Source organism: Pectobacterium sp. IFB5596 (assembly GCF_021432585.1).
In the GTDB taxonomy this organism is placed as follows: Bacteria; Pseudomonadota; Gammaproteobacteria; order Enterobacterales; family Enterobacteriaceae; genus Pectobacterium; species Pectobacterium punjabense.
On sequence record NZ_LXFY01000033.1, the window covers coordinates 80,334 to 104,464 of the forward strand.

General features: G+C 51.7%; 21 protein-coding genes and 1 tRNA gene. 1 reads left to right on the forward strand and 21 read right to left on the reverse strand.

Going from position 1 to position 24,131, the window contains the following annotated elements:
* Window positions 1-11 precede the first annotated feature (11 nt).
* The 12 genes from A6301_RS21190 to lpxP all read right to left on the reverse strand — a co-directional run bounded on the left by A6301_RS21190 (window position 12) and on the right by lpxP (window position 14,705).
* A complete protein-coding gene (locus A6301_RS21190) occupies window positions 12-1,418 on the reverse strand; it encodes a CpaF family protein (RefSeq protein WP_107167827.1) in 1,407 nt (468 codons plus the stop codon).
* Window positions 1,419-1,496: 78 nt separating this feature from the next.
* Window positions 1,497-2,696: a hypothetical protein gene (locus A6301_RS21195; protein WP_234258678.1), complete on the reverse strand. Its 1,200-nt coding sequence runs from the start codon at window positions 2,694-2,696 to the stop codon at window positions 1,497-1,499.
* A 14-nt stretch (window positions 2,697-2,710) separates the two neighbouring features.
* Window positions 2,711-3,397, reverse strand: coding sequence for a CpaD family pilus assembly protein (locus tag A6301_RS21200; protein ID WP_107167829.1), 687 nt, complete (start codon window positions 3,395-3,397; stop codon window positions 2,711-2,713).
* A 21-nt stretch (window positions 3,398-3,418) separates the two neighbouring features.
* Complete coding sequence (locus A6301_RS21205) at window positions 3,419-4,843, reverse strand: type II and III secretion system protein family protein (RefSeq protein WP_234258679.1); 1,425 nt, start codon at window positions 4,841-4,843, stop codon at window positions 3,419-3,421.
* A gap of 80 nt (window positions 4,844-4,923) precedes the next feature.
* A complete protein-coding gene (gene cpaB / locus A6301_RS21210; protein ID WP_107167831.1) occupies window positions 4,924-5,868 on the reverse strand; it encodes a Flp pilus assembly protein CpaB in 945 nt (314 codons plus the stop codon).
* Window positions 5,869-5,914: 46 nt separating this feature from the next.
* A complete protein-coding gene (locus A6301_RS21215; protein ID WP_107167832.1) occupies window positions 5,915-6,466 on the reverse strand; it encodes a prepilin peptidase in 552 nt (183 codons plus the stop codon).
* 10 nt (window positions 6,467-6,476) lie between these two features.
* Window positions 6,477-6,701, reverse strand: a complete 225-nt coding sequence (locus tag A6301_RS21220; protein WP_005971678.1) for a Flp family type IVb pilin — start codon at window positions 6,699-6,701, stop codon at window positions 6,477-6,479.
* 308 nt (window positions 6,702-7,009) lie between these two features.
* Window positions 7,010-8,524 (reverse strand): HAMP domain-containing sensor histidine kinase, encoded by a 1,515-nt coding sequence (locus A6301_RS21225; RefSeq protein ID WP_234258680.1) that lies wholly within the window; start codon window positions 8,522-8,524, stop codon window positions 7,010-7,012.
* The gene (locus A6301_RS21230; RefSeq protein WP_107167834.1) at window positions 8,502-9,212 is read right to left on the reverse strand and encodes a response regulator transcription factor; all 711 of its coding nucleotides are present in this window, start codon (window positions 9,210-9,212) and stop codon (window positions 8,502-8,504) included. Before A6301_RS21230 ends, A6301_RS21225 begins: the two co-directional genes overlap by 23 nt.
* 358 nt (window positions 9,213-9,570) lie before the next feature.
* Window positions 9,571-11,217 carry a Na+/H+ antiporter gene (locus A6301_RS21235; protein WP_107167835.1) on the reverse strand — a complete coding sequence of 549 codons (1,647 nt, stop codon included), beginning with the start codon at window positions 11,215-11,217 and terminating at the stop codon, window positions 9,571-9,573.
* Window positions 11,218-11,508: 291 nt separating this feature from the next.
* Entirely contained in the window at window positions 11,509-12,876 is a 1,368-nt protein-coding gene (locus tag A6301_RS21240) for an NCS2 family permease (RefSeq protein WP_205541082.1), read from the reverse strand.
* A gap of 905 nt (window positions 12,877-13,781) precedes the next feature.
* Window positions 13,782-14,705 carry a kdo(2)-lipid IV(A) palmitoleoyltransferase gene (gene lpxP / locus A6301_RS21245; RefSeq protein ID WP_234258681.1) on the reverse strand — a complete coding sequence of 308 codons (924 nt, stop codon included), beginning with the start codon at window positions 14,703-14,705 and terminating at the stop codon, window positions 13,782-13,784.
* 377 nt (window positions 14,706-15,082) lie between these two features.
* On the opposite strand from lpxP, the gene A6301_RS21250 reads away from it, so the two are divergent.
* A complete protein-coding gene (locus tag A6301_RS21250) occupies window positions 15,083-16,150 on the forward strand; it encodes a DUF1176 domain-containing protein (protein WP_234258682.1) in 1,068 nt (355 codons plus the stop codon).
* A gap of 107 nt (window positions 16,151-16,257) precedes the next feature.
* Here A6301_RS21250 and A6301_RS21255 read toward each other — a convergent pair whose 3' ends face one another.
* From A6301_RS21255 to dsbC, 9 genes are all read right to left on the reverse strand, one after another.
* Complete coding sequence (locus A6301_RS21255; RefSeq protein ID WP_234258683.1) at window positions 16,258-16,650, reverse strand: SgcJ/EcaC family oxidoreductase; 393 nt, start codon at window positions 16,648-16,650, stop codon at window positions 16,258-16,260.
* Window positions 16,651-16,713: 63 nt separating this feature from the next.
* Window positions 16,714-16,848 (reverse strand): hypothetical protein, encoded by a 135-nt coding sequence (locus A6301_RS22440; RefSeq protein ID WP_255765098.1) that lies wholly within the window; start codon window positions 16,846-16,848, stop codon window positions 16,714-16,716.
* Between the two features lie 78 nt (window positions 16,849-16,926).
* Window positions 16,927-17,000: transfer RNA gene (locus tag A6301_RS21260), tRNA-Gly, on the reverse strand.
* Window positions 17,001-17,081: 81 nt separating this feature from the next.
* A complete protein-coding gene (locus A6301_RS21265; protein ID WP_107167841.1) occupies window positions 17,082-17,765 on the reverse strand; it encodes a LysE family translocator in 684 nt (227 codons plus the stop codon).
* A 62-nt stretch (window positions 17,766-17,827) separates the two neighbouring features.
* Window positions 17,828-18,583, reverse strand: a complete 756-nt coding sequence (locus tag A6301_RS21270) for an AraC family transcriptional regulator (protein ID WP_234258684.1) — start codon at window positions 18,581-18,583, stop codon at window positions 17,828-17,830.
* 280 nt (window positions 18,584-18,863) lie between these two features.
* Entirely contained in the window at window positions 18,864-20,381 is a 1,518-nt protein-coding gene (lysS, locus tag A6301_RS21275; RefSeq protein ID WP_107167843.1) for a lysine--tRNA ligase, read from the reverse strand.
* 8 nt (window positions 20,382-20,389) lie between these two features.
* Window positions 20,390-21,488, reverse strand: a protein-coding gene (gene prfB, locus A6301_RS21280) for a peptide chain release factor 2 (RefSeq protein ID WP_107167844.1) whose coding sequence is annotated in 2 segments (ribosomal slippage) — window positions 20,390-21,412 and window positions 21,414-21,488 — 1,098 coding nt in all. Because the reading frame shifts where the segments join, the coding sequence is not laid out codon by codon here.
* 114 nt (window positions 21,489-21,602) lie between these two features.
* Entirely contained in the window at window positions 21,603-23,363 is a 1,761-nt protein-coding gene (recJ, locus tag A6301_RS21285; RefSeq protein ID WP_205942447.1) for a single-stranded-DNA-specific exonuclease RecJ, read from the reverse strand.
* Between the two features lie 6 nt (window positions 23,364-23,369).
* Window positions 23,370-24,086, reverse strand: coding sequence for a bifunctional protein-disulfide isomerase/oxidoreductase DsbC (dsbC, locus tag A6301_RS21290; protein ID WP_205541071.1), 717 nt, complete (start codon window positions 24,084-24,086; stop codon window positions 23,370-23,372).
* Window positions 24,087-24,131 lie beyond the last annotated feature (45 nt).

The following is a 24,131-nucleotide window of genomic DNA, read 5'->3' on the forward strand; positions in this document are numbered from 1 at the left end:
TCCTCAGCCCATCACTGCGCATCAAACAAATGCGCTTTATCGCTGTAGAACTGCGGGCGCTGTATGTGCTGCACATATTCACCCGTCAACAGACCCTGTCCATCCATCCCCTGAATATTGAAGCTGAACAGATCCTGAAGTTGGATCACTTCATTCTCCATGCCACAGACTTCGGTAATGGACACGACACGGCGCATGCCGTCACGCATACGTTCGATTTGCACGATCAGGTGAACGGCGCTGGCGATCTGCCGACGGATCGCCATCAGCGGCAGTTGCATGTTCGCCATCATCACCATGTTTTCCAGACGCTGTATCGCATCACGCGAGGTATTGGCGTGCACCGTACATAGCGAACCGTCATGGCCAGTGTTCATCGCCTGCAACATGTCGAAACTTTCGCCACCGCGCACCTCACCCAAAATGATACGATCAGGGCGCATACGCAGTGCGTTACGCATCAGATCGCGCTGATCGATGCGGCCTGTACCTTCGGCGCTGACAGGGCGGGTTTCCAGTCTCACGACATGTTCTTGTTGCAATTGCAGTTCGGCGGCATCTTCAATGGTGATGATGCGATCGGTACTGCCTATTTTCTGCGACAGCGCGTTCAGCAAAGTGGTTTTACCCGCCCCCGTACCGCCAGAAACGATCACGTTAACGCGCGCCTGCATGGCTTTGTTCAGCACATCCGCCATCGCATAGGACATACAGCGGCGCTCCGCCAGCATTTCCAGCGACAGGTTGCGGCGCATGAACTTACGGATTGAGATCGTGGTGCCGTCGATCGCCAGCGGATAGGTAATGACGTTAACGCGGCTACCGTCAGGCAGACGCGCATCCACCATTGGGCTGGCTTCATCGATACGCCGCCCGACCGCCGCTGCAATACGCTGCGCGGTATTAAACACATGTTCTTCATCGATGAAGGTAATCGGCGACAGCTCCAGCTTGCCAAAACGTTCGACAAATACCTGACCTGCACCGTTAACCAGAATATCGTTGACCGTATCATCCGCCAGCAACGGCTGGATCGGCCCGATCCCCGTCATCTCATCCAGCATTTCGGTAGCGATGGCTTCCTCTTCCTGTCGAGAAAGCTGCAAGCGCTGCTCATCACAGATACGGCGAATGACCGTTTCGATCTGTACCAGCAGCTTGTCACGCCCCATCATCGCCGCTTTACCCGCGTCGATCTGATCGTAAAGCTGTGCGCGGATAATACGGCGCTGGCTCGTCCGGTTGTCCGTCTGGCGGGCTGCTGGCGTAGCCGATCCTGAAGACGTATTTGCCGCAGGTTGCGTGCGGTTCTCCGCAGCAGGACGCGTTTTCAGTTCTGCCACATTGGCAGCAGGCGCAGGCTGAGGCGTGCTTTTTCCTGCTTCACTTTTTTGCAGGTTATTCTTGCGAATCAACATAATCCTTAACCCAAAAAACAGTCCGTAACCCTAAAATAGTCGGTTAACCCTTTGAGAAACGCCGACCGCTGAACATCATCAGGCTCGCTTTAACCAACGCGAGAACCAGCGTTTTTCCGCCTGTCTGGCGCGTACACCGCAGGCTAAATCGACCAGTTGGCGTAATCCCTGCTGGAAAGCAGGCGCTGCGGCGAAATTTAATGCGCCGAGAGCGAGGCTCTGCGCCAGCGCATGACCGGCATTAGGCAGCACGACATCAATCTTCCGGCCAATAAACTGTTCGAACTGATCGCGACTCAGCGGTGCAGTCGTGGCAAAGCGGCTCTGGTTATGCACCAACAGCAAACGCTGCCCTTCGCTTTCATCACCGATCTCATTCAGTACGCGCCGTACATTGCGTGCATCCTGAAGCGTCAATTCCGTCACGATAATGCGCAGATCCGCATAGGTCAGCACATCCAGCGCCCCTGCCGGGTAGCTGCTGGGCAGATCCCAGATAACCTGATTGAACATGCGGCACAGCGCACCGCCAAGATTCAGTACGTTATCTACGTCAACCGGGCTCAGCTCACCCAGTTCTGGCTTCTGTGCCAACAGGTGCAGACGCGTATCGACACGCAACATCGCGCGCTGAAGCAGTCGGGTATCCAGTTCCTGAGTCCCCAACACCGCAGCCAGCCCCGCATCATCGGTTTGCCCCTGCAACAGCAGTTGGTCACCGTTACGACGGTCAAAATCCACTAGTGCCACGGGTAAATGACGTTCACCGGACAGCAGACGGCTCAGTCCCATCGCGACAGTACTTCCGCCGCTTCCGCCGCTGGCGCTGACGACAGCAATCGTCCTGCCAGTACGGGCATATTCCGGCCCAGCCTGCTGGCCTTCGCACTTCGCCAGCGTTGCCGCTAGCAGATCCAGCGTGAACGGCTTCACCAGATAATCCACCACGCCCGCCTGAAGCAGGGCGCGGTACAAGCCAACATCCTGCTCTTTGCCCGTCGCAATCACTTGGCTGGTGGGGCCGCAGACGCTCAGCAACTCTTCCAGAGCCGGAAGCGGCCAATGCGCCCCTTCCAGATCCACCAGTAAAATGTGTGGTGGCACATTCAGTTCGCACCACTGACGAGCAGCGGTAATACCACCGGGCATCACCGGAACATCCGGCTGTTTCAGACGCGTGAAGAGATCGCTAATATCGGCCACATCGCGCACGTCATTGGCGAACGCGACCAGCGGCAGCGCCAGTTCTTCACCATCGTTAGGGGTAATTTCACTCATGGAATGTCACGCCCTTAATCTTCTTCAAAGTTAATGTCGATGAGCTCTTTCACTTCACCTTTGTGATAGCGTTCAATGCTATTCACCGCCGCTACGCCATCCGCATCATCCAGCGCTTTCGCCTGAATCAGATCGCGTGGCTCGGCGACCATCATCGCCAGGTTGTTTTGCGTGGCGCAGCCGAGAGAACCAATCGCCTCATAGGGCTTCACCATCAACTGGTTGGGATCATTAATCGTACAACGGGTGGCTTTGACCACCAGTGCCTCGGAGATCACTTCCAGATCGCCGTTCTGACCGCTCGCCGTAGAACGGCGCATCTGTTTCACGTTCTGTGGATTAGCACCAGCGTTTTTAAGCACGGTCGCTAATCTTCCAGCCATCTGCTCACCGCTCGCACTGTGCGGAATCAGCGTGATCGTCTGTGCCGATAACCGCCCCTGATCCTTCAACATGACGTTGAGCTGCTTTAACGACTCAGGGAGGAAGCCCCGCCCGTTCGGCGCAGCCACTAACGGCATGGACACCGATGACGGCTGGACGGCGATGGGTTGCAGAGCAGGTTGGTCAAAACGCTGCATACGTACATCGTTAATCGGTTTATTCCATCCGCAGCCTGCCAGCAGAAAAACGGCGGTCAGCACCGCTGCACGCAGGGGCAGAGGACGAAACGGAGGGTGGTTGCTATTAATCGTTTTCATGTGTTATTTCCCCTCGCGAACTCAGTAGAGATAGCCGATAGATGCAGAACGTGGCATGGATGAATCCAGCATTTTTACGCCTTGTCCCGGCGTCTGAAGATCGCCTGCATTAACCGGTTCAACCACATAAGCGGTCGCGATAATCACCAGTTCCGTTTCTTCTTGGCTGGTGGCTTCGCTTTCAAACAGGCGGCCAAACATCGGGACGCTACTCAGCCCTGGCACGCCGTTGATTGTCTGGCTACCGGCGCTACGCAACATGCCCGCCAGCGCAAAGCTCTGTCCGCTGGCCAGCTCTACGGTGGTATCCGCACGACGTACCGTTAAGGCTGGAATACGTGAGCCGCCTTCCAGCTGTACGGAACCGACGTCCGTGAGTTCACTGACTTCCGGCGCAATGTGCAGGCTGATACGGTTAGCAGACAGCAGCGTTGGCGTCATACGCAGAATGACGCCGTAGGATTTGTAATCGATGCTGACGCTGTTGTTGGTGATCAGGACGATGGGGACTTCACCACCCGCAGCAAACGCAGCGGTTTCCCCTGACATCGCCGTCAGGTTGGGTTCGGCCAATACGGTCGCCATGCCCTGCTGATTCATGGCGGTTAACAATCCACTCAGTCTGGAGCGGCCGAAGTTCAGGAAGCCAGAATCTGTTGGGTTAGCAAATCTTCCGGTTGTGGCGTTGAACAGATTCAGACGCGAACCGCTGCCTGCGGTCATGTTGCCGCTACCGGTGCTCAGTGATGCCGCCCAGTTGAAGCCCAGTTCACTGGTTAACTTGCGGGACACTTCCACCACGCGAACCTGAATATTGATTTGCGAAGGCGTTTTGATTTTCAGCTGGTTGATCACCTTGCCGGAGGATTCGCTGGAGCCCGGCAATTTTTCGCCACCGCCACCACCGCCCTGCCCGCCTGAGGACGCGCTGATATAAGCCTGTATGCTGTCGATGACGCGTTTAGCATCCTGTGGGGTATCGACGCTGCCGCGTACAATGACCCCACTCGGGATCGAAGCTTCCAGTTGGATATCCGCACCGGGGAATTCACGCTTCATGCGTTCACTCAGTGCTTTCAAATCATGTTCAGACACCAGACGAATGGCGTTGATGACATTGCCATTTTCGTCCATCGCATAAAGCGTGGTCGTACCGACACTTTTGGCGTAAACAAACAGATTCCCCGGTGAAGGCAGTTCAAAGCTGGCAATATTCGGATCGGCCACCAGCACGCTGTCCGGCAACGCATCAAGCTGGAGTAACCGCCCCTGATGCACGGTCAGATGCACCACATTGGTTTCAGCGACTTCAGACACCCCGGCAGCCTGCGTGGTCACAGGCAACATCAGCATGACAGGCAATACTGCATTAAACAGGCTGGCAATCAGCAACCGTTTGCACGTTCCCCGAGCGTCCGATTTCAAAAACAGCGAAAACATCGTCATTTACTTAATTTCCGTAATGGGCTTTATTTTTCTACGATCAGCACACGGCTCTCCGCAGGCTGTCAGATTACGTGTTCGTCCTATCGGGCAGGGAACGCCACCACGTCTTTTTGTTCACCGCGATAGACTTTTACCTTGTGACTTCCGGCGGATAATGCACCGTAGATATCCGTCGCCTGTGGCACGGTGGTCACCAGCGGACGCCCGGTCAGCGAATCAACCGCATCATCTTGCTCGGCACTGCGCAACGCTAAATGCAGAATGCCCAGCTCTTTTGCCACGGCCAACACCTCAGCCTGCTGCGGTGTCACTTCCAGCGTAACGGTTTGGTAGGTAGCGGAACGCGCACGAGGACCTGCGGCAGGCTCACGGCTTTTGGCTGCGGCATCAAGCGCCACATCGTCTTGTGCAACATCTGCACGTAGGTAAACAGGGGAGTGAACTTTATCGTTCAGCGCCAACACGCGTAAATCACGCGCAATGGTTTGTGATGCCAGCAGCGGCATGACCACGGGTTGCGTACGGCTTGGCGGTAACTCAGGCTGATCATCCCTTTTCATGCTGAGGATCACATCTACACGATCGTTTGGCGTCACGAGGCCAGCGCTGCTGGCAACGGCGCTGGTGGGAACAGAAATGGCGCGCATCCCTTTGTGCAGGACCGCTGCAACAAAGCCCGGTTCATTCGGCTTCACCAGCACGTTACTTGTCAGTGCGGAACCTTCTGTCACGGTTTCACGCAGCGTCGCACCGAATAGCAGTGATTGGCTGTCTTTACCGCGAACAAAGTTAAACGTACGGGAAACAGGTTCCTCAGTGACCTGCCAGCGCAGTGATGCGGAATCAATAAAATCACCGGGATGCAGATCTTTCGCCGCCACCAAGATAGCCGTTTTTTCCGGTGCCTGAACAACAACCGGAGGCGGCGGTGGGGGTGCAGAAGAGAGATGGCTGCGTACCATCAACGCAACAATACCTGCCAGAACGAGCGCGCCTGACAGTACGTATGTAGAGTTCACTTTCATTTCAACTGGCCTACCCTAGCGTGTGTGTCTTAAAGCTGCGACGGAATTAAAACAAAGGAAAAATCAGGACATATATCGCGCCAAATGCAATCGCGACACCGTAAGGTATGCCTTGAGAAAGATCGGCGGGCAACGCGGGTGGCATAGGCAACCGACTCTTGAATATCCGATTAGTGGTTTGGATGCCCAACGCAACCGCTGTCGGTACGGTATTAAGCAGAGGCAGACTCAATGCCAAAACACCGCCAGCCAGCGCTGTTACCATGACGAAAACGATCTGGTGCCCTTGCCCAACCCACAGGCACAGCACACTCATCAACTTCACATCCCCGGCACCCAATCTACCCGTGAGGAAAAGTAAAAATCCCACAACCAGAACGACCGCCGCACCGGGCAACGCCCATAGCATTTTACGTAATGCCGACATATCTAACGCACCGGATTGCAGGACATGTAAAGCGCTGAAGAACAGCCAGCCCAGCAATAAAATCAATACCGCCTGATTGGTAATTTTTCGTACTAACAGATCGGTGCTGATACACCACAGCAAGCACCCTACCAGTAGCGCTATCTGTAGCCAGTGCGTGTAATCCGTCATCTTGCGTGAGTTATTTCGCAGCGCCGGATGAACCACCGCCCGTCGTACCCGTGCCGGTAATCTGATCGGCGATTTGGGTGAATTTTTCATTCAGCGCTTTCACGAAGATACCGTCGCCGCCGAAAATAGCACCGATGGCCGCCGCCATTGCCGCCGCGAGGATGCCGTATTCGATTGCCGTTACACCGCTTTCGTCACGCAGGAAAGAACGTAATTTTGTTTTCATGTTTTTCATGGAAAGATTCTCTATCCGCCGCCAAAGAAATCATGGCTTACTTGGAAATCGGGGGGAGCCATGATGATAATAAGATTAATAATGAGACTTATTATCAAGCGTCGCAAGCAGCAGAACATTAATATTCGTTAATCTTTCCATACAAATAATTATCGATACAAATCAATAGTTAACATATTTTAACCTTACCGATAAAACTGATAAATATTCATATTTTTTGCAGGGATATTCATAAAAAATCATGAGAGGAACATCGTAGTAAGCAATATGTGATCGCTTATTGCGCGGGGTATTAACCAACGAATGGATTAACATCGGTTAAGACAGAGGTAGACGTTCAAGCCCGGCTCGGAGGAATCCAGGTAAAGTTTTCCACCATGTAGATCGGTAATCGCCTGAACCAAAGATAGCCCCAGACCATAACCAGACTGAAACCAGGTATCCAGCCGTTGAAAGCGCTGTAGCGCTTTAGCATGAAGTGCGGGCGGAATGCCCGGCCCACGGTCAGCAACGCTCAGCGCGATCCAACCGCGATAAAGCGTCACACTCAACGTGATGTATTTCCCTTGAGCCGCATATTTCAGCGCGTTCTCTACCAGATTAGCCAGAGCCTGAAACAGCAGCGCCCGATCGCCGAAGAGTTGGATGCCTGACTTAATTTCAATCTTCAGTTGGCAGCCCCGAGCTTCCGCCAGCGGTTGATAGTATTCCGCAATTTCTTCCAGCAGTTGGCGCGCTTCAATGTTCTCAAACTGGTGCACGCAGCGCCCGCTTTCAATTTCACCGATACGCATCACGGTGCGGAACAGCCCGAGAATTTTGTGCACCTCATCCACGGCCAAATTCAATTCATCACGAATGTCGTTATCCAGCCCTGTCCGCTCTGTCAGGTTAAACAGGCGGTTTTGTAAATGCGTCAACGGCGTACGCAGTTCGTGTGCAACATGGCTCGATGTATTACGCACCTGCTCCATCAGTCGCTCAATACGTTCCAGATTCTGGTTAATATCAGCGCTCAGGCTGTCAAAATCATCGTCGTAAGGCGACAACGGCATACGTACCTGCTGCTCACCGCTGCTGTAGCGATGTAAAGCCGTGCGAATTTTCTCCACACTGCGTAAGCTACGTAAGCTGAAATGGCGGCTGACAAACAGGCAGAAAAGCAGAACAACAAACAGACCAGCCCCTGCTACCAGCGGAATCGTTCTCACCCGCTCCAACATGGGCCGAATATTGTACGCGGTGAATAGCACGCCTCCGTCATCTAACATGACAGACAGACCAATCAGATTAGGATCGTCCGGGCTGGAAATTTCGGCCTTGAGACAGCTGACATCCATTTGGCAATCGGTATGTTGCCGCATTTCCAGAGGATGCATGTTTGTGGGATGCGGTATTAATGGGTCCGGCTTTAATGGATGCACCTTTAATGGATGATTGTGATACAGAATATCACCCTCTTTATCCATCACCAGAAACAGCGGTAACTCGTCACCCTTTGCGCGATTATCCTGCCGCAATTGCGTAATCAGGCTATCGGCATTCGTTAAACGCGACTGCATTGAGTAATCGTAAATATTACCCAAAATAACTTCGCGAACATGCGTTCTAATCAATGTTTCACTTAATGAGCTGAAGCCGACAATACACATCAGCATCATTAATAAGAACAGAAAAACAATGGTTATTGCCTGGCGAAAATTAGAGGTGCATAAGAAGCCAGGATATTGGCTTGCCCCAAGTAATTGCCAATGTTTTATTTTTATCTGCCAGCGCTGCCCCAGCCTCTTTATTTTTATTTTATTCAGCGTGGCTGCCAACATCGGTTTTACCCTTATCTACCGCGCCTAATGCATAGCCCATTGCTCTCAGCGTTTTAATTAATGGACGAGGGAACCCTTTATCAATTTTCGCCCGCAGCTTTGACATATGAACATCGATGAGGTTAGTCTGCGGATCAAAATTATAGCCCCATACTCGCTCTAACAGCATCGTGCGCGTAATTGCCTGGCCTGGATTTTCCATTAATATAATCAGTAACTTGATCTCTTTATCGGTCAAGTCGATACGTTTGCTACCGCGCCATGCTACACGCTGCATACGATCAAGTTGCAGATCTTCAAAAGTTAGCATTGACGGATTATCAGTATGACGTTTACTACGCCGCGCCATAATATCCAGACGTAATCTAAGCTCATTAAAGTTAAAAGGTTTACCGAGATAATCTTCCGCACCAAGTTCTAATCCCATGACGCGATCAACATCACGATCCAGAGCCGAAAGCAGCATAATAGGCGGATGACGAGACCCTTGTAATTCACGTAATACCGTAAATCCATCCATGATGGGTAGCATTCTGTCCAACAGAACGACATCATAAACTTCATCCTTGATCGCTTTTAATGCGTGTGCGCCATCGTGCACCATTCGGCAAGAATGGCCGTGGGAATGTAATTTAGACCCCAGCCAATGGCACAGCACAGAATCATCATCAACCACTAATACACGCATAAATGTTCCCCTATAAACGCAGATTTCCCCTCATTAATTTAGGGTTAATAGGCATTTATTTTTTATCTGGTCCTTCAAACAGCCATTCACCCCACACGGTTCTGATACCGTGCGGGCCGTTTTTACTTCAGAGATTTTTGTTTCTAAGCTTTCTATTCATGGCTTTTCTACTTCTAAGAAAAGTCCTACAGATAATAACAATCATTATCATTTAATGACAAGCAGTTTACAATCGTCTGACGCTGTTCTTAGATCCGGCGTATAAAAAGCATCCCCATTGCTTACGCAAGGGGGATGGAGAGGAAAGAAAGAGAAGATAAATAAATCAACGCAGTAGCGGAGATCACTTCACACGGTGTTACTCATTTTCGATCAAAAGCGCTTCCATCAGATCGAGATCGCGCAGCATTTTTTGCAATGTTTCATTGCTGATCTGCTGCGTGGCACGCAGGTGATACAGCTCCGCACGCTCGGAATTCAGCGCAGTCAGGCGAAAACGCCGCTCCAGATCCTCAATCAGCATACCGTTTTCAGGATCGTCTTTATTAATTAGCCGTCGACGTAGATTACCGATGACACGTGCGCTGACTTCTTTCAGCACTTGCTCATCGATATTTTCCTCTCGATCGGCTGCCAGACGTTCCTCCATTTTGTGCATGCTTTTGATCGCCACTTCCGCCACGGCCATGCGCGCCATGCGGATTTCTTTGGCATGCGCTGCTTTGTCCGCCACCACAACACCACGCAGCAGAAACGGTAACGCCAATACGCCACAGAGCAGAGAAAACAAAATGACACCCGTGGCGATAAACACCAACTGGTAGCGTGACGGAAATGCCGTGCCATCCGTCAGCAACAGCGGAATAGACAGCACACCCGCGAGCGTAATCGCGCCTCGAACGCCGGCAAAAGACGCGATCCACAGCTCGCGTGTGGAAAATTCGGCGAAGACCATCGGACGCTTTTTCTGGATATGCGTACTGTATGTTTTCATCACCCACAGCCAGCTGAAACGTAGCAGCAGCAAGGCACCATAGATGATCGCAATATCGGTAAACAGCATCCAGGTTTCAACCGTTGGGTCCAGCTCCGCCTGCGTAACCGAGGTTTCCAGAATGTCCGGCAATTGCAGGCCCAGCATAATGAACACCATGCCGTTGAACACAAACTCCAGCATCGACCACACGCCATTAGCACGCATCCGCATCGTCAGCGGTGCACTACGGATCACACCAGACTGGCCGATAGTCATCCCCGCCGCGACTGCCGCCAGGATACCCGACACGCCGATGTGTTCTGCAATCAGATATGACGCAAAAGGCAGCAGCAGCAGCAACACAATCTGCGTTGCTGCATCATCACCGCTCCAGCGGCTAATAACGCGCAGCGATTTACCGAATATCCAGGTCACGCCGACGCCCGCCAGCAACCCACCTAGCGCTACCTGCATAAATTCCAGCGTCGCACCGGACACCGTAAACACCATGGTGCCCATCGCAATCGCGACGGCAAACTTCAACGACACCAGGCCTGACGCATCGTTCATCAACGCTTCGCCCTGCAAAATGCCCATTAGCTTTTTCGGAATGCGGCCTTCTCCAACAATGCCAGACAGCGCGACGGCGTCCGTTGGCGACAACACCGCAGCCAACGCGAAAGCCGCGATCAGCGGCATGCCCGGCACCATCCAGTAGATGAAATAGCCGATGCCCACTACGGTAATCAGTACCAGTACCAGTGCCAGGCCAATAATTTCTCGACCGTGCTTCAGGAACTCACGCGTGGGCGTTTTCCAGCCGTCGGCAAACAACAGCGGTGGAATAAAAAGCACCATAAACAGCTCAGGATTGAAATCAACATGTAAACCGAACTGGGGCCAGGCAAGGATGGCACCAAGCGCGATTTGCATTAAAGGCAGAGGAATTTGAAAAGGTAAAATGCGGGTAACCACCCCGGAAAGGGAGACAACCAGGGTCAAAATAAGAATCGTAAAAAATATTTCCATGCTTTCCTTAGACGTACTCCTAAATCAAAAAATTCTGCCTGTTAGCACACAAACACCCCTTCCATATTTAGCGCATTTAGCCCGGTATGAAAATGGGTTTTTGGTCGAAAAACTTAAATTAATAACAAGGTTGATTATCACACAAAAAACTTAAACCCAAAGCCAATAAAAAGGCCTATACACACCTATTCTGGAGGCATACCACGAGGAACGAAGAGGAAAAGAGAGAAGAAAGGAAAACGCGAGGAATAAACCTTCGGGACGGTGCCCAAAGGTTTATAGAAAAACGACTTACAGAGCCCAGCCGCCAGCGTAGAACACCACCAGAGCCACAGCGATAACCACTGTACCGATGTTCAGTTTACGCCATTCGCCGGAAAAGATGCGACCTAATACCAGTGCGCCAAAACCCAGCATGATACCGGTCACGATGTTACAGGTCAGTACGATAAATACAGCACAGACCAGACCAGACATCGCATCTACGAAGTCATCAAAATTCAGTTTGGATACGTTGCCCAGCATTAGCAGGCCGACATACATCAGCGCAGGAGCGGTAGCATAACCGGGAACCAGATACGCTAACGGAGACACAAACAGTAACAGCAGGAACAGCACGCCGACAACCGTTGCTGTTAAACCTGTTTTACCACCAGCGGCTGTACCTGCGGCAGATTCGATGTAGACTGCCGCCGGTGACGTCCCAACCAGACTAGAGAAAATGCTGCTTACGGAGTCTGCTGTCAACGCTTTGCCGCCGTTGATGATTTGCCCGTCTTTATCCAGCAGATTCGCCTGCCCGGCTACCGCACGAATCGTCCCCGTAGCATCAAACACCGCCGTCATGACCAACGCCAGTACGCTCGGCAGAACCAAAGGCTGCAACGCGCCCATGATATCCAGACTGAAGATCAGCGACGAACCGTCAGCCGCCGTCAGGCTCGGCAGTGCGAAGAAACCGGCATATTTTACATTCGGATCAAAAATCAGCCCCAGAATAGAGATCACGATGATAACCAGCAAAATGCCGCCCGGTACGCGACGTTTCTCTAAACCAATGGTCGCGGCTAATCCCAGTAGGGACATTACAACAGGGAAAGAGGTAAAATTACCCAGCGCGACAGGCAGGCCATCAATCGGGTTTTTTACTACCAGTCCCACACCGTTGGCAGCAATAATCAGCAGGAACAGACCAATACCAATCCCGGTACCATGCGCCACGCCTAGCGGCAGATTACGCAAGATCCAGGAACGGATGCCGGTAACGGAAATGATGGTAAACAGTACCCCCATCAGGAAGATCGCCCCCAGCGCCACGGGAATACTGATTTGTTGCCCCAGCACCAGACTAAACGCAGTGAACGCCGTCAGAGAAATAGCACAACCAATCGCCATCGGCAGATTAGCCCATAATCCCATCAGCAGCGATCCCAGCCCAGCAACCAAACAGGTTGCAACGAACACGGCAGTTGGCGGAAACCCTGCCTTGCCCAGCATACTCGGTACGACTATCACCGAGTAAACCATAGCCAGGAACGTTGTCAGACCAGCTAACACTTCCTGACGCGTGTTACTGCCACGCTGTGTAATTTTGAAAAAAGCATCAAGCGCGCCTTGCGGACGCGCCGCATTCTCTGCCTGACGGGTGGTGTTTGACATAGTGGTATCCCCTGAAATGCCATTATTATTTACGATCAATTCTGAACGGTTCTCGCAGCCTTGCCCCGCGAGCGCATTAGCACACTAATTAGCAATGAACAGAACGCGCCATGAACCCTATGGCTCCGCACGCAAACGATTAACTCGCTGGATGCAGAACCAGAAAACGTTGCCCGATCAAAACGAGCGGTATAAAAACAAGCGGAAGTAAAACATCACCGGATAAACAGTGCCAGGTAATGCGAAGCGCACGATTATCCCGCTTCCCCCGCGCTTATTTCAACTGCTAATCGAGACAATTTACCTATCTCTATTTCACCTTCCCGTTAAGGAAATGTGCAATCGGTACAAGTACTGTGCAATCAGGCAACTCGCTGAAAACGCGCCAGTATGAATAAAAAACAGAAAGGGTTTTTAGACTGAAATCAAAACAGCGGTTTACTCCTCACAAACTGATCGTTCATTTTTTTGTGATTGCCATCACAAAAAAGTTGACCAGCCGTATCAGTGCGAGTATTCTTAAAAACGTGAACAGCATCACAGAAAACAAATTAACTAACAACGAGGAAATGACCATGAAACTGCTGAACAAAATCATCGCTATGTTTGAAAACATCAACATCAACTTTGGTACTTTTAACCAATAATTATTTAAGAATCGTGGGGATAAAAAGATGCGCGTTGTCCGCAAAATCAATCAAATATTAAAAGCGTTGGGCAAAACCTATCGCGGTGTTAACCCCCACGCTATCTTCCGTTAATCGTACTCAGTACGTTAACCACCCTAAAATGGCTGCCATCTGGCGGCCATTTTTGTTTCTGCACCAAACGTAGCAACTGTCTTGTCAGAATGGCGCCGAAGCGCCACCCCATTTCGCACATGCTTACGTCATCTCACCCAATCATCAGGCGTAAAGTGATATTTCCCCTGCGGGACGCGTTTTAAAGCGGCGATGCAGCCAAAGATACTGTTCAGGCGCACGCATGATTTCTTTCTCAATCACCTTATTCATGTAACACGCCGCAGCCTGTTCATCGTGATAAGGATAATCCTGTAATTCAGGCTGAATCACCAGTTGATAACCCAAGGCATTGGGTTTGCGAATCAGCACTGTCGTCATCATCGCCGGTTTTGCGAGACGGCTAATCGTGTACGTGCCGCTCGTGGTTGCCGCATTTTTCACCGCAAAGAACGGGGCAAAAACACTGCCTTTAGGGCCGTAGTCCTGATCGGGAGCAAACCATACCGCTTCACCCCGTTTTAACGCTTGCACCATGCCACGCAGATCTTTACGGTCGATCATCGCTTTGTTGGAACGAGAACGTCCCCAGGTTTGTACCATTTCCATCGCTTTATTATTGTGCGGACGGTACATCGCCATCATTGGTCGACACAGCCCCATCGCCCTACCGCCCAGCTCCAGCGACATAAAGTGAATACCAATCACCATTACGCCCTGACCTTTTGCGGTCGCGTGCTGTAAATGCTCCAGCCCTGAAACATCAAACCACTGGCGCACGCGGCGATCGGACCAGAACCAGGCCATACCGGTTTCGACTAATGCCATCCCGAGCGAAGCGAAGTTATTGTCGATCATCGCTTCTCTTTCATCGTCGGAGATCGTAGGAAAGCACAATTCAAGATTGCGTCTGGCAATCGACACCCGGCGTTTTAGGAAGAGGCGGGATAGACGACCTGCACTGCTACCGAGTTTCATCAGCAGCGGATAAGGGAGTTGAACTAATAAAAACAGCACGCCAAGACCAAACCAAGTCGTCCAATAGCGCGGGTGGAGTAATGCCCTGGTAAATGTTTGCTTAATTTTCATGATACTCATCTTTAAGTGATTAACAGCGTACCGCATAAAGAGTCGTTCTCATCGCGCTACATCTATCATGACACTTATTTATAGGGATCGTTTCAGCTGTGTGGAAACTGATTTCTGACCGTTATCACGCATGAGGTTAAAAAGCAGGATAAACATGCTGATAACGCAGAGGGGATTTTGAGCAACCGATGAACGGCTGACGGCAGCGGCATCATACCCGATTCGTTCTTAATAGAGGAGTGGCCGAACAAGAAATATTCGCAATATCACGTGGTCTAAAGCTAACATCTTGGCATATGTCAAAAAAAGCGACGGCCTTCTTTACGCTCTAAATAGGTCGAGGATGAGCCGTAACATAACCAAGGATTTGATGGAAAATGATTTTTTCTCTCCCTTACCGCGTCAATATGTTCACTGCCCTCATCGCGGGTATCCCGGCTCTGGCATTTGCCACAACATTCACCGATAGTTCTTTCTCTCATAAAGACTGGGAAGTGGTCTGTGATAACACGCTGACGTGCCGAGCTGCCGGCTACTCATCCGAAGAGCAGTACGCGGGGGACGAGCAAGATGTTCCTGGAATCTCACTGCTTCTCACGCGTCATGCCGGGAAGAATACGCCCATAACGGCAGACGTCATGCTCGCTGAGGTATACCAAGCGATTCCTAAAGGCACCACGCTCACGCTAACCATTGATGGTGTGGATAAAGGCCTGCTCACCCCAATCAAAGACAATCTCTGGCAGCTCAATGAGAAACAAATTCCCAGCGTATTGCAGGCTCTAAAAGGAAGCGGGAAAGTCGCTTTTCGCCACAATGGTGCCGTTTCCGAACTGTCCGGGGCCGGTGCCTACGCCGTACTATTAAAAATGGATGAGAAACAAGGTCGCATCGGTACAACAGACGCCATCACCAAAAAAGGAAATAAAAGCAGTGCGTTATCAGCCGTAGCAGCCCCCATCATTCATGCAGCAGTCACTAAGCAAGAGCCATCGCGAAATCTGACAGACGTCGAACAGTCAGCTATCCAGAAAAAACTGCTTAACACGCTAGATAGCGACTGCGATAAATTGCTACCGCAAGATGACCAAAAAGCGGAGCCTATTGAACTTATTCCACTAAATGACAGCATGTCCCTGCTCAGCACCCTTTGCTGGCGCGCGGCTTATAACGAAGGCTACGCCTACTGGGTCATCGATAACGCCATGCAGACTCAGCCACAGCTCGTGACGACAGATGGCACAAATTACGAGAACGGTGAAATTACCTCCGCGCATAAAGGACGCGGGCTCGCGGACTGCATGAGCTATGAATCCTGGATATGGGATGGAAAAACATTCCAGCAAAGCAGTGTATCAACCACAGGTTCATGCCGCATGATCCAACTCGGCGGCACCTGGAATTTACCCAGTTGGACAGCGACGGTGATTAAAACAGAGAAATAAAAGAGATTGGGGTCACTCGTTGGCCTCATATTCAAACATGGGAAAGCCATCGAGGAAGACGAAAAACGCGCCAGCATCACCCTGACGCCTGAATTGACTAGACATCATCAGTCAAGAAGTGTTGTTCCATAGGAGTTATCAATTGTGCAAAGCCAGCGTCCATCAGCGTCTTTCTTGAACACGTAGGTCGCTCGTCGGGTTGTGGTGACACTATTCCCCTGATCGTCTGGGTAATGAAGCACCGTTTCCATAATCACTAAAGCGTCTCCACCACCTTCGATGACCTGCATATTTCCTTGTTCAACAACAAGTTGATTTTTAAAGTAATCGGCAATAGCGATAAACGCTTTTCTTATATCACTTTTCCCTCTTGCAACCATTCCTGGCTTGATAACAAGTGCGGCATCCTCGGCATAATAATTCATCAAGGCATCAAAATTTCGTTCAGATATTGCTTTATCACAGGCTTCAATGATTTCGCGTATCGGATGTGGTTTCATAAACACTGACCTCAGGAACGTGACGCAGAACACTCTGACGTAAAGATTCAATAGAGACGGATATTAAATCCTTCTTTCTTCATCCAACGCCACAAAATAGCGAGTGATTTTTTCAACTTCATTCATCGATGACCGAGAAATCACGACCTTCTTCTCTTGAGCATGACGCGGATGTAGCCCGGCAGTTACAAATTTCATGGGTAACCATAGGGTAATATAATTGATTGTATAGCGCACGGATATACACTTTTGGAATCAAGGCATTAGAAATGTTTTTGGAGCGAGTGAAGGGAATCGAACCCTCGTATGCAGCTTGGGAAGCTGCCGTTCTACCATTGAACTACACTCGCACAGAGAGGCGAGTGGCATTATAGCGCTATGCCGTTGCCGAGCAAGTAAAAAACCCGGCAAAGTGCTGTTGTTTTGACCGGTCATACAGCCGTGGCTAGCGGTAGGAACAACGTCTCATAGCCATTGGAAATGACGTGCCAGGCAAAGTAGGCAAATAGCAACGTAGAGATCAGACTGCAATAGAATGAAATACGTTCTTTCAGCAGGCGCTGACCATATTTAACCAGCGCCGCGAGGAAGAACGTCCACAGTACGCCTCCGACGAAAAAGCCCAGCAGAAACAGGCTAATCATGAAAGCAGAACCATCGGTAGACTGCGCGATAATGGTGCCGCCAATCGCCGCAAACCACAGTAACGCGGTTGGTGATGCCAATGCCATGCCGACACCACTGAAAAATTCAGTGTACCGGGCTGGTGGCGCGGTGGAACCCATAGCATTCTCTGTCATAGATAAATCAGCAAAGCGCTTAACCTGATAGTCACGCCATGCCGCACGCGCCATGCTGATCGTCATCCAGATCAGAATCAGCCCGCCGCCAATCCATAATACCCAGCGTACCGGCGTAAGGTTAAATACCACCGCCAGCCCCAGCACCGACAACGTGGCATAAAACAGATCGCCGAAACAGGAACCCAGTCCGATATAAAACGCAGAACGCGCCCCGTGCCGCAACCCACGGTTAATAATCGCGGTATTGACCATTCCCAGATCGAGACACAGTGACAGGGACAGCAGCATCCCCGTGAAGACAACTAACAGCATGATATTCCCTTAGCGCGTTAAGCAATAAGGCGAGTGTAGAACCCAAAGGAAACGCTGTATTGTCAAAAATTGATACGGCGGAACTGTCCCGGCGTCATGGCGTTATAGCGATTGAAAGCTTTAGTGAAATGCGCCTGATCGGCAAACCCGACATCGCCTGCGACCTGACTGATCGCTGTCCCCTGCCGCAGCAGTTCTCGTGCTTTGCACATACGTCGCTGCATTAGCCACGCCAGTGGTGGCAGCCCGACCGCCTGATTAAATGAACGTACCAGATGCGCAACCGACAGATTTTCCTGCTGCGCGAGCCGATCGAGCGTGGGGATATCACTGAGATCGTTCAGCAGCCCCTCTTTGATCCGCGTGATCCGCTCAGCCTCTTTGATCTGGCCTTGGGGCGGCATTCGATGTTGCCCTTCCATCAACCCTGCCAACAACAGAATAATGCGCTCCTGACGGGTACTGTCGTCCAAATCAGAGGTGACGAGCTGTTTTAGCTCGGACGCCAGCTGCGCCGATGGATTCCAACCCTGTGAGAATAGAAACGTTTGATGGAAATAATACTCGAATGCCCGTGGGTGAACGTACAGCGATGCACACTGCCAACGGTCGGAGACATTGTCGCTGCCCTGTAGCTGATTGGGATTGTAGGTCGTCACCATATCGTTGGTGGCAATAAAGGTTTCACCATCCAGCCAGACCGTTTCCAACCCGCTGAGGTTGGCGCTAATGACGAACTCATCGTGCGTATGGCGTGGAAAACTGCGCCCGTTGGTTAACAGCGCCAGTTCGAACCAGGCATCGCGGTACGTCATCATAGTCGTGTTCCGGCAGTGAATGAATGCCTGAAAATAGCATCTTCCCCCGCTAGGCGACAATCACAGAATGACGACAAGAATGCGGAGATAAAACGAGATGATAATACTATCGAGGTGAGATCGAGATACACGGGGTTACCACAGTGCGAGGTGTCCCTACGGGAGCCTCATCCCCGTGTTTCCCCTAAAATTTTGCATTGTCGATAATAAAAAAACCGGCGCAATTGCACCGGTTCAATAAAGTATGGCGACAACGTCCGTCAGGCGGACTTTCTCTGCCTTACTTCTGCGGGCGCATCGCCGGGAACAGGATCACGTCGCGGATGGTGTGGCTGTTCGTGAACAACATCACCATACGGTCGATACCAATACCCAGACCCGCGGTTGGCGGCAGGCCGTGCTCCAGCGCCGTCACGTAGTCTTCGTCGTAGAACATCGCTTCGTCATCACCGGCATCTTTCGCGTTGACCTGCTGCGCAAAACGCTCAGCCTGATCTTCGGCATCATTCAGCTCGGAGAAGCCGTTACCGATTTCACGACCGCCGATGAAGAATTCAAAGCGATCGGTAATTTCCGGGTTCTGATCGTTACGACGTGCCAGCGGCGACACTTCCGCTGGATATTCGGTGATGAAAGTCGGCTGAATCAGGCTGCTTTCTGCCGTCTCTTCGAAGATCTCGGTCACGATACGGCCCAGCCCCCAGCTTTTCTCGATCTTGATGCCCAGAGACTGGGCGATAGCGGTCGCTTTCTCCAGATCGTCCAGATCGGCAACGTTGGTTTCAGGACGGTATTTGCAGATCGCTTCGCGCATCGTCAGTTTCTCGAACGGCTTACCGAAGTCGAATGTCTGATCGCCGTACACCACCGTCGTTGAGCCCAACACGTCCTGCGTCAACGTACGGAACAGATTTTCCGTCAACACAATCAGATCTTTATAATCGGCATACGCCATATAAAGCTCCATCATGGTGAATTCAGGGTTGTGACGTGGGGAAACGCCTTCGTTACGGAAGTTACGGTTGATCTCGAACACACGCTCAAAGCCACCGACAACCAGACGCTTCAGATACAGTTCCGGCGCGATACGCAGGTACATGTCGATGTCCAGTGCGTTGTGGTGGGTGATGAACGGACGGGCAGATGCGCCGCCGGGGATCACCTGCATCATCGGCGTTTCCACTTCCATAAAGCCGTTATCCACCATGAAGCGGCGGATAGCCGCCATCACGTTGGAACGGATGCGGAAGGTGTTGCGAGATTCGTCGTTAGCGATCAGATCCAAATAGCGCTGACGGTAGCGGGTTTCCTGATCGGCCAGACCGTGGAATTTATCCGGCAGCGGACGCAGCGCTTTGGTAAGCAGACGCAGTTCAGTACAGTGGATAGACAGTTCACCCGTTTTGGTTTTGAACAGCTTGCCACGCGCACCCAGGATATCGCCCAGATCCCATTTTTTGAACTGCTCGTTATAGATGCCTTCCGCCAGATCGTCGCGGGCAACATACAGTTGGATACGGCCACCGACGTCCTGCAAGGTCACGAAAGAAGCTTTACCCATGATGCGACGAGTCATCATACGGCCTGCAACGGTTACTTCGATGCCCAGTTCTTCCAGTTCTTCGTTCTCTTTGGTATCGAACTCAGCGTGCAGACGATCGGAGGTGCTGTCACGGCGGAAATCATTCGGGAATGCAATCCCGTTTTCACGCAGCGTCACCAGCTTTTCACGACGCGTTTTTAATTCATTATTCAGATCTTGCGCCTGATCGGCACCCTGTGATTGTGATTCAGCCATGTGAATTCTTATAACCCCGCTTTTAAACTTGCTTCAATAAATTTGTCCAGATCGCCATCCAGTACCGCCTGGGTGTTACGTGTTTCCACGCCGGTACGTAAATCTTTGATGCGCGAATCATCCAGAACATAGGAACGAATCTGGCTGCCCCAGCCGATGTCCGATTTATTATCTTCCATCGCCTGTTTCTCAGCATTTTTCTTTTGCATCTCAAACTCGTACAGCTTGGCTTTCAGCTGTTTCATCGCCTGATCTTTGTTTTTATGCTGGGAACGGTCATTCTGACACTGCGTAACAATGTTGGTCGGAATGTGGGTAATACGCACCGCGGATTCTGTCCGGTTAACGTGCTGACCACCCGCACCGGATGCGCGGTAAACGTCAATACGCAGGTCGGCCGGATTGATTTCGATATCGATATCGTCATCCACTTCCGGGTAGACAAACGCGGAGCTGAATGAGGTGTGGCGGCGGCCACCGGAATCAAATGGGCTCTTACGTACCAGACGGTGTACGCCAGTTTCAGTTCGCAGCCAGCCAAACGCGTAGTCACCAATGATCTTGATGGTGGCCGATTTCGTACCGGCCACGTCACCGTCTGACTCTTCAATAATTTCGGTTTTAAACCCTTTGGCTTCCGCCCAACGTAGGTACATACGCACCAGCATGCTGGCCCAGTCCTGCGCTTCCGTACCACCAGAACCCGCCTGAATATCCAGATAGCAGTCTGCGCTGTCATACTGGCCGGAGAACATACGACGGAATTCGAGCTGGCCTAATTTATTTTCCAGCGCGTCCAGTTCTAGCGAGGTTTCATTAAACGTGTCTTCGTCGTCTTCTTCCACCGCGAGCTCAAGCAGACCGGCCACATCTTCCAGCCCCTGATTCAGTTGATCGATGGTGTCCACGATGGCTTCCAGCGAGGAACGTTCCTTTCCCAATGCCTGAGCGCGTTCAGGCTCATTCCAGACATCAGGCTGTTCCAGTTCGGCGTTTACTTCTTCTAGACGTTCTTTCTTGGCATCATAGTCAAAGATACCCCCGAAGAACGGCGCTACGTTCAGACAGATCCTGAATGCGGTTTTTTACCGGATTAATTTCAAACATGATTTTTTGTATTCTTACGTTAAGTCGTTGACAACGGAATGATGTAACCCGCCATTCTAGCGGATAAAACGCCCAGTTTATAGACTTTCTGCCCGCCGTATTCGGTTCACGCGGTCAGCGCGGCCACAGATGTTGGATCATCAATTGCACCGAGCGTTTACCGCGAAATTCGTTAATATCCAGCCGGTACACCATTTCCACTTCTTTAATGCTCGGATCGGGCCAGACGGTGGTATCAATATTAAACGCGATGCCATCTAACAGCGGCACGGTTCCTGTTGCACCGATCGGTTCAAACATCGCTTTCAAATGGCGTTCTTTGAGCAAGCGGGGTTGAAGAATGCGGAAGCAGCCATCGAATGTCGGTTCAGGGAATGCTTGCCCCCACGGCCCGGCGTAGCGCAGCATTTCTGCCGTTGAGAGCAAATCCAATTCCGGCAGCGCTAGCTCGCCATCAGACCAGACGACCCCTTCAAGCTGAGATGGCTCGAGCCACTCCCCTACTAATTCGCCGAAGCGCTGGCGGAAATCCTCGAACTGCGTTTCATGCATCGATAATCCTGCCGCCATCGCGTGTCCGCCGAACTTGTCCATCATGCCGGGGTATAGCGTATCGAGTCGTTCCAGCGCATCACGAAGATGCAGACCGGCAATGGAACGTCCCGAGCCTTTCAACATGCCGTCGCCAGCGGGGGCAAAGGCAATCACAGGGCGATGAAAGCGCTCTTTAATACGTGAAGCCAGAATACCCACAACGCCCTGATGCCACTCTGGGTGATACATCGCCAGACCGTAAGGTAATTCAGTACGGGTACGCTCCAGCGATTCACACAGGCGCAGAGCTTCGACCTGCATTCCCTGTTCGATTTCGCGCCGATCCTGATTCAATGCATCTAAATCGTTAGCCAACATGCGCGCTTGAGTAATATCGTTACTCAATAGCAGTTCGACACCGACCGTCATATCATCCAGCCGTCCGGCGGCATTGAGGCGCGGCCCGATAGCAAAGCCTAAATCGCTAGCGACCAGTTGACTGGCATCGCGATTAGCCACTTCCAGCAGCGCTCGAATACCCGGACGACACTCGCCCGCACGAATGCGATTTAATCCCTGCGCCACCAAAATCCGGTTGTTGGCATCCAGCGGCACCACGTCAGCCACGGTGCCCAGCGCCACCAGATCCAGTAATTCAGCGAGATTCGGCTTCGCCAGACCTTGTTGCGTAAACAAGGGTTGCGTAAACCAGTCGCTGTCACGCAGGCGTACAAACAGCGCCATCATCATGTAAAACGCCACACCCACGCCAGCTAGCGCTTTGGAAGGGAATGCACAATCTGGCAGATTGGGGTTAATCATCGCATCGGCGTCAGGCAGGGTTTCGCCCGGCAGGTGGTGATCGGTCACCAGCACTGAAATACCGCGCCGATGGGCATCCTCGACACCCGCATGGGAAGAGATTCCGTTATCAACAGTAACGATAAGTTCCGCACCCAAGGCGGCGGCTTGCGCCACCACGGCGGGGCTTAGCCCGTAACCATCTTCAAAACGGTTCGGCACCAGATATTTTACGTTCGTGCCGCCCATGCTGCGCAACGCCAGTACGGCAAGCGTGGTGCTGGTGGCGCCATCAGCATCAAAGTCGCCCACAATCACGATGCAACGCTTCTCTGCCAGCGCGAGTTGCAGCAGGTCGATCGCTTTATCAATGCCGCTGAGTAAACGGTAATTGAGTAAACCACTCAGACTACGTTCCAGCTCCTGAGCCCCTTTAACGCCGCGCTGCGCATAGAGGCGACGCAATAAGGGAGGAACGGTATCAGGTAAATCAATATCCTCCGCCAGCGGACGCCGGCGGAGTTGGGTAATCATGTTCACGTAGCATCAACCGCCGGTTTTTTTCGAGGCTTTGTGTGCTTCCAGCATTGCCAACATCTCTTTCGGCCCTTGATATCCCGGTACAACCAAACCGTCTTGCAGCACAATGGCGGGGGTGCCCTGCACGCCAAACTGGATACCCAGTTGGTAATGCGCGGCGATATCGGTTTTGCACGTTGCTGGCGAGATCGCTTCGCTCTTCATCGCGTTATCAAACGCTTTATTGCGATCGGCCACGCACCAGATGGACTGCATATCTTTGGCTGCCGGGGATTTCATGCCCTGTCGCGGGAAGGCCAGATAGCGCACGGTGATGCCCAAGGCGTTGTAATCTTTCATCTGCTCATGCAGTTTGTGGCAGTAGCCGCAGGTGATATCGGTGAAAACGGTAATCACGTGTTTTTCCTGCGCGGCTTTATAAACAATCATCTGCTCCTGTAACGCATCCATCTTGCCGATCAGGATTTTATTGGTGGTGTTGACCGGCATCGTGCCGCTCACGTCATAAAGCGGGCCTTGCAGCAAATGTTTACCATCTTCGCTGATGTACAGCACGCCGCTCTCGGTAATGACGGTTTTCATGCCTGCCATTGGCGAAGGCAGAATTTCCGCCCCCTGCATATCCAGACGCGTCAACGTCTGCTTGATCGCGGCGTCGTCAGCGTGAGCAAAGTTGGTTGCCGTCGCCACCAGTAAAGAAAGCAGTAATAACCCTTTTTTCATTTCATCAATCCTGTTTGTGTCGCAACGTCATGGTGAATACGCCGC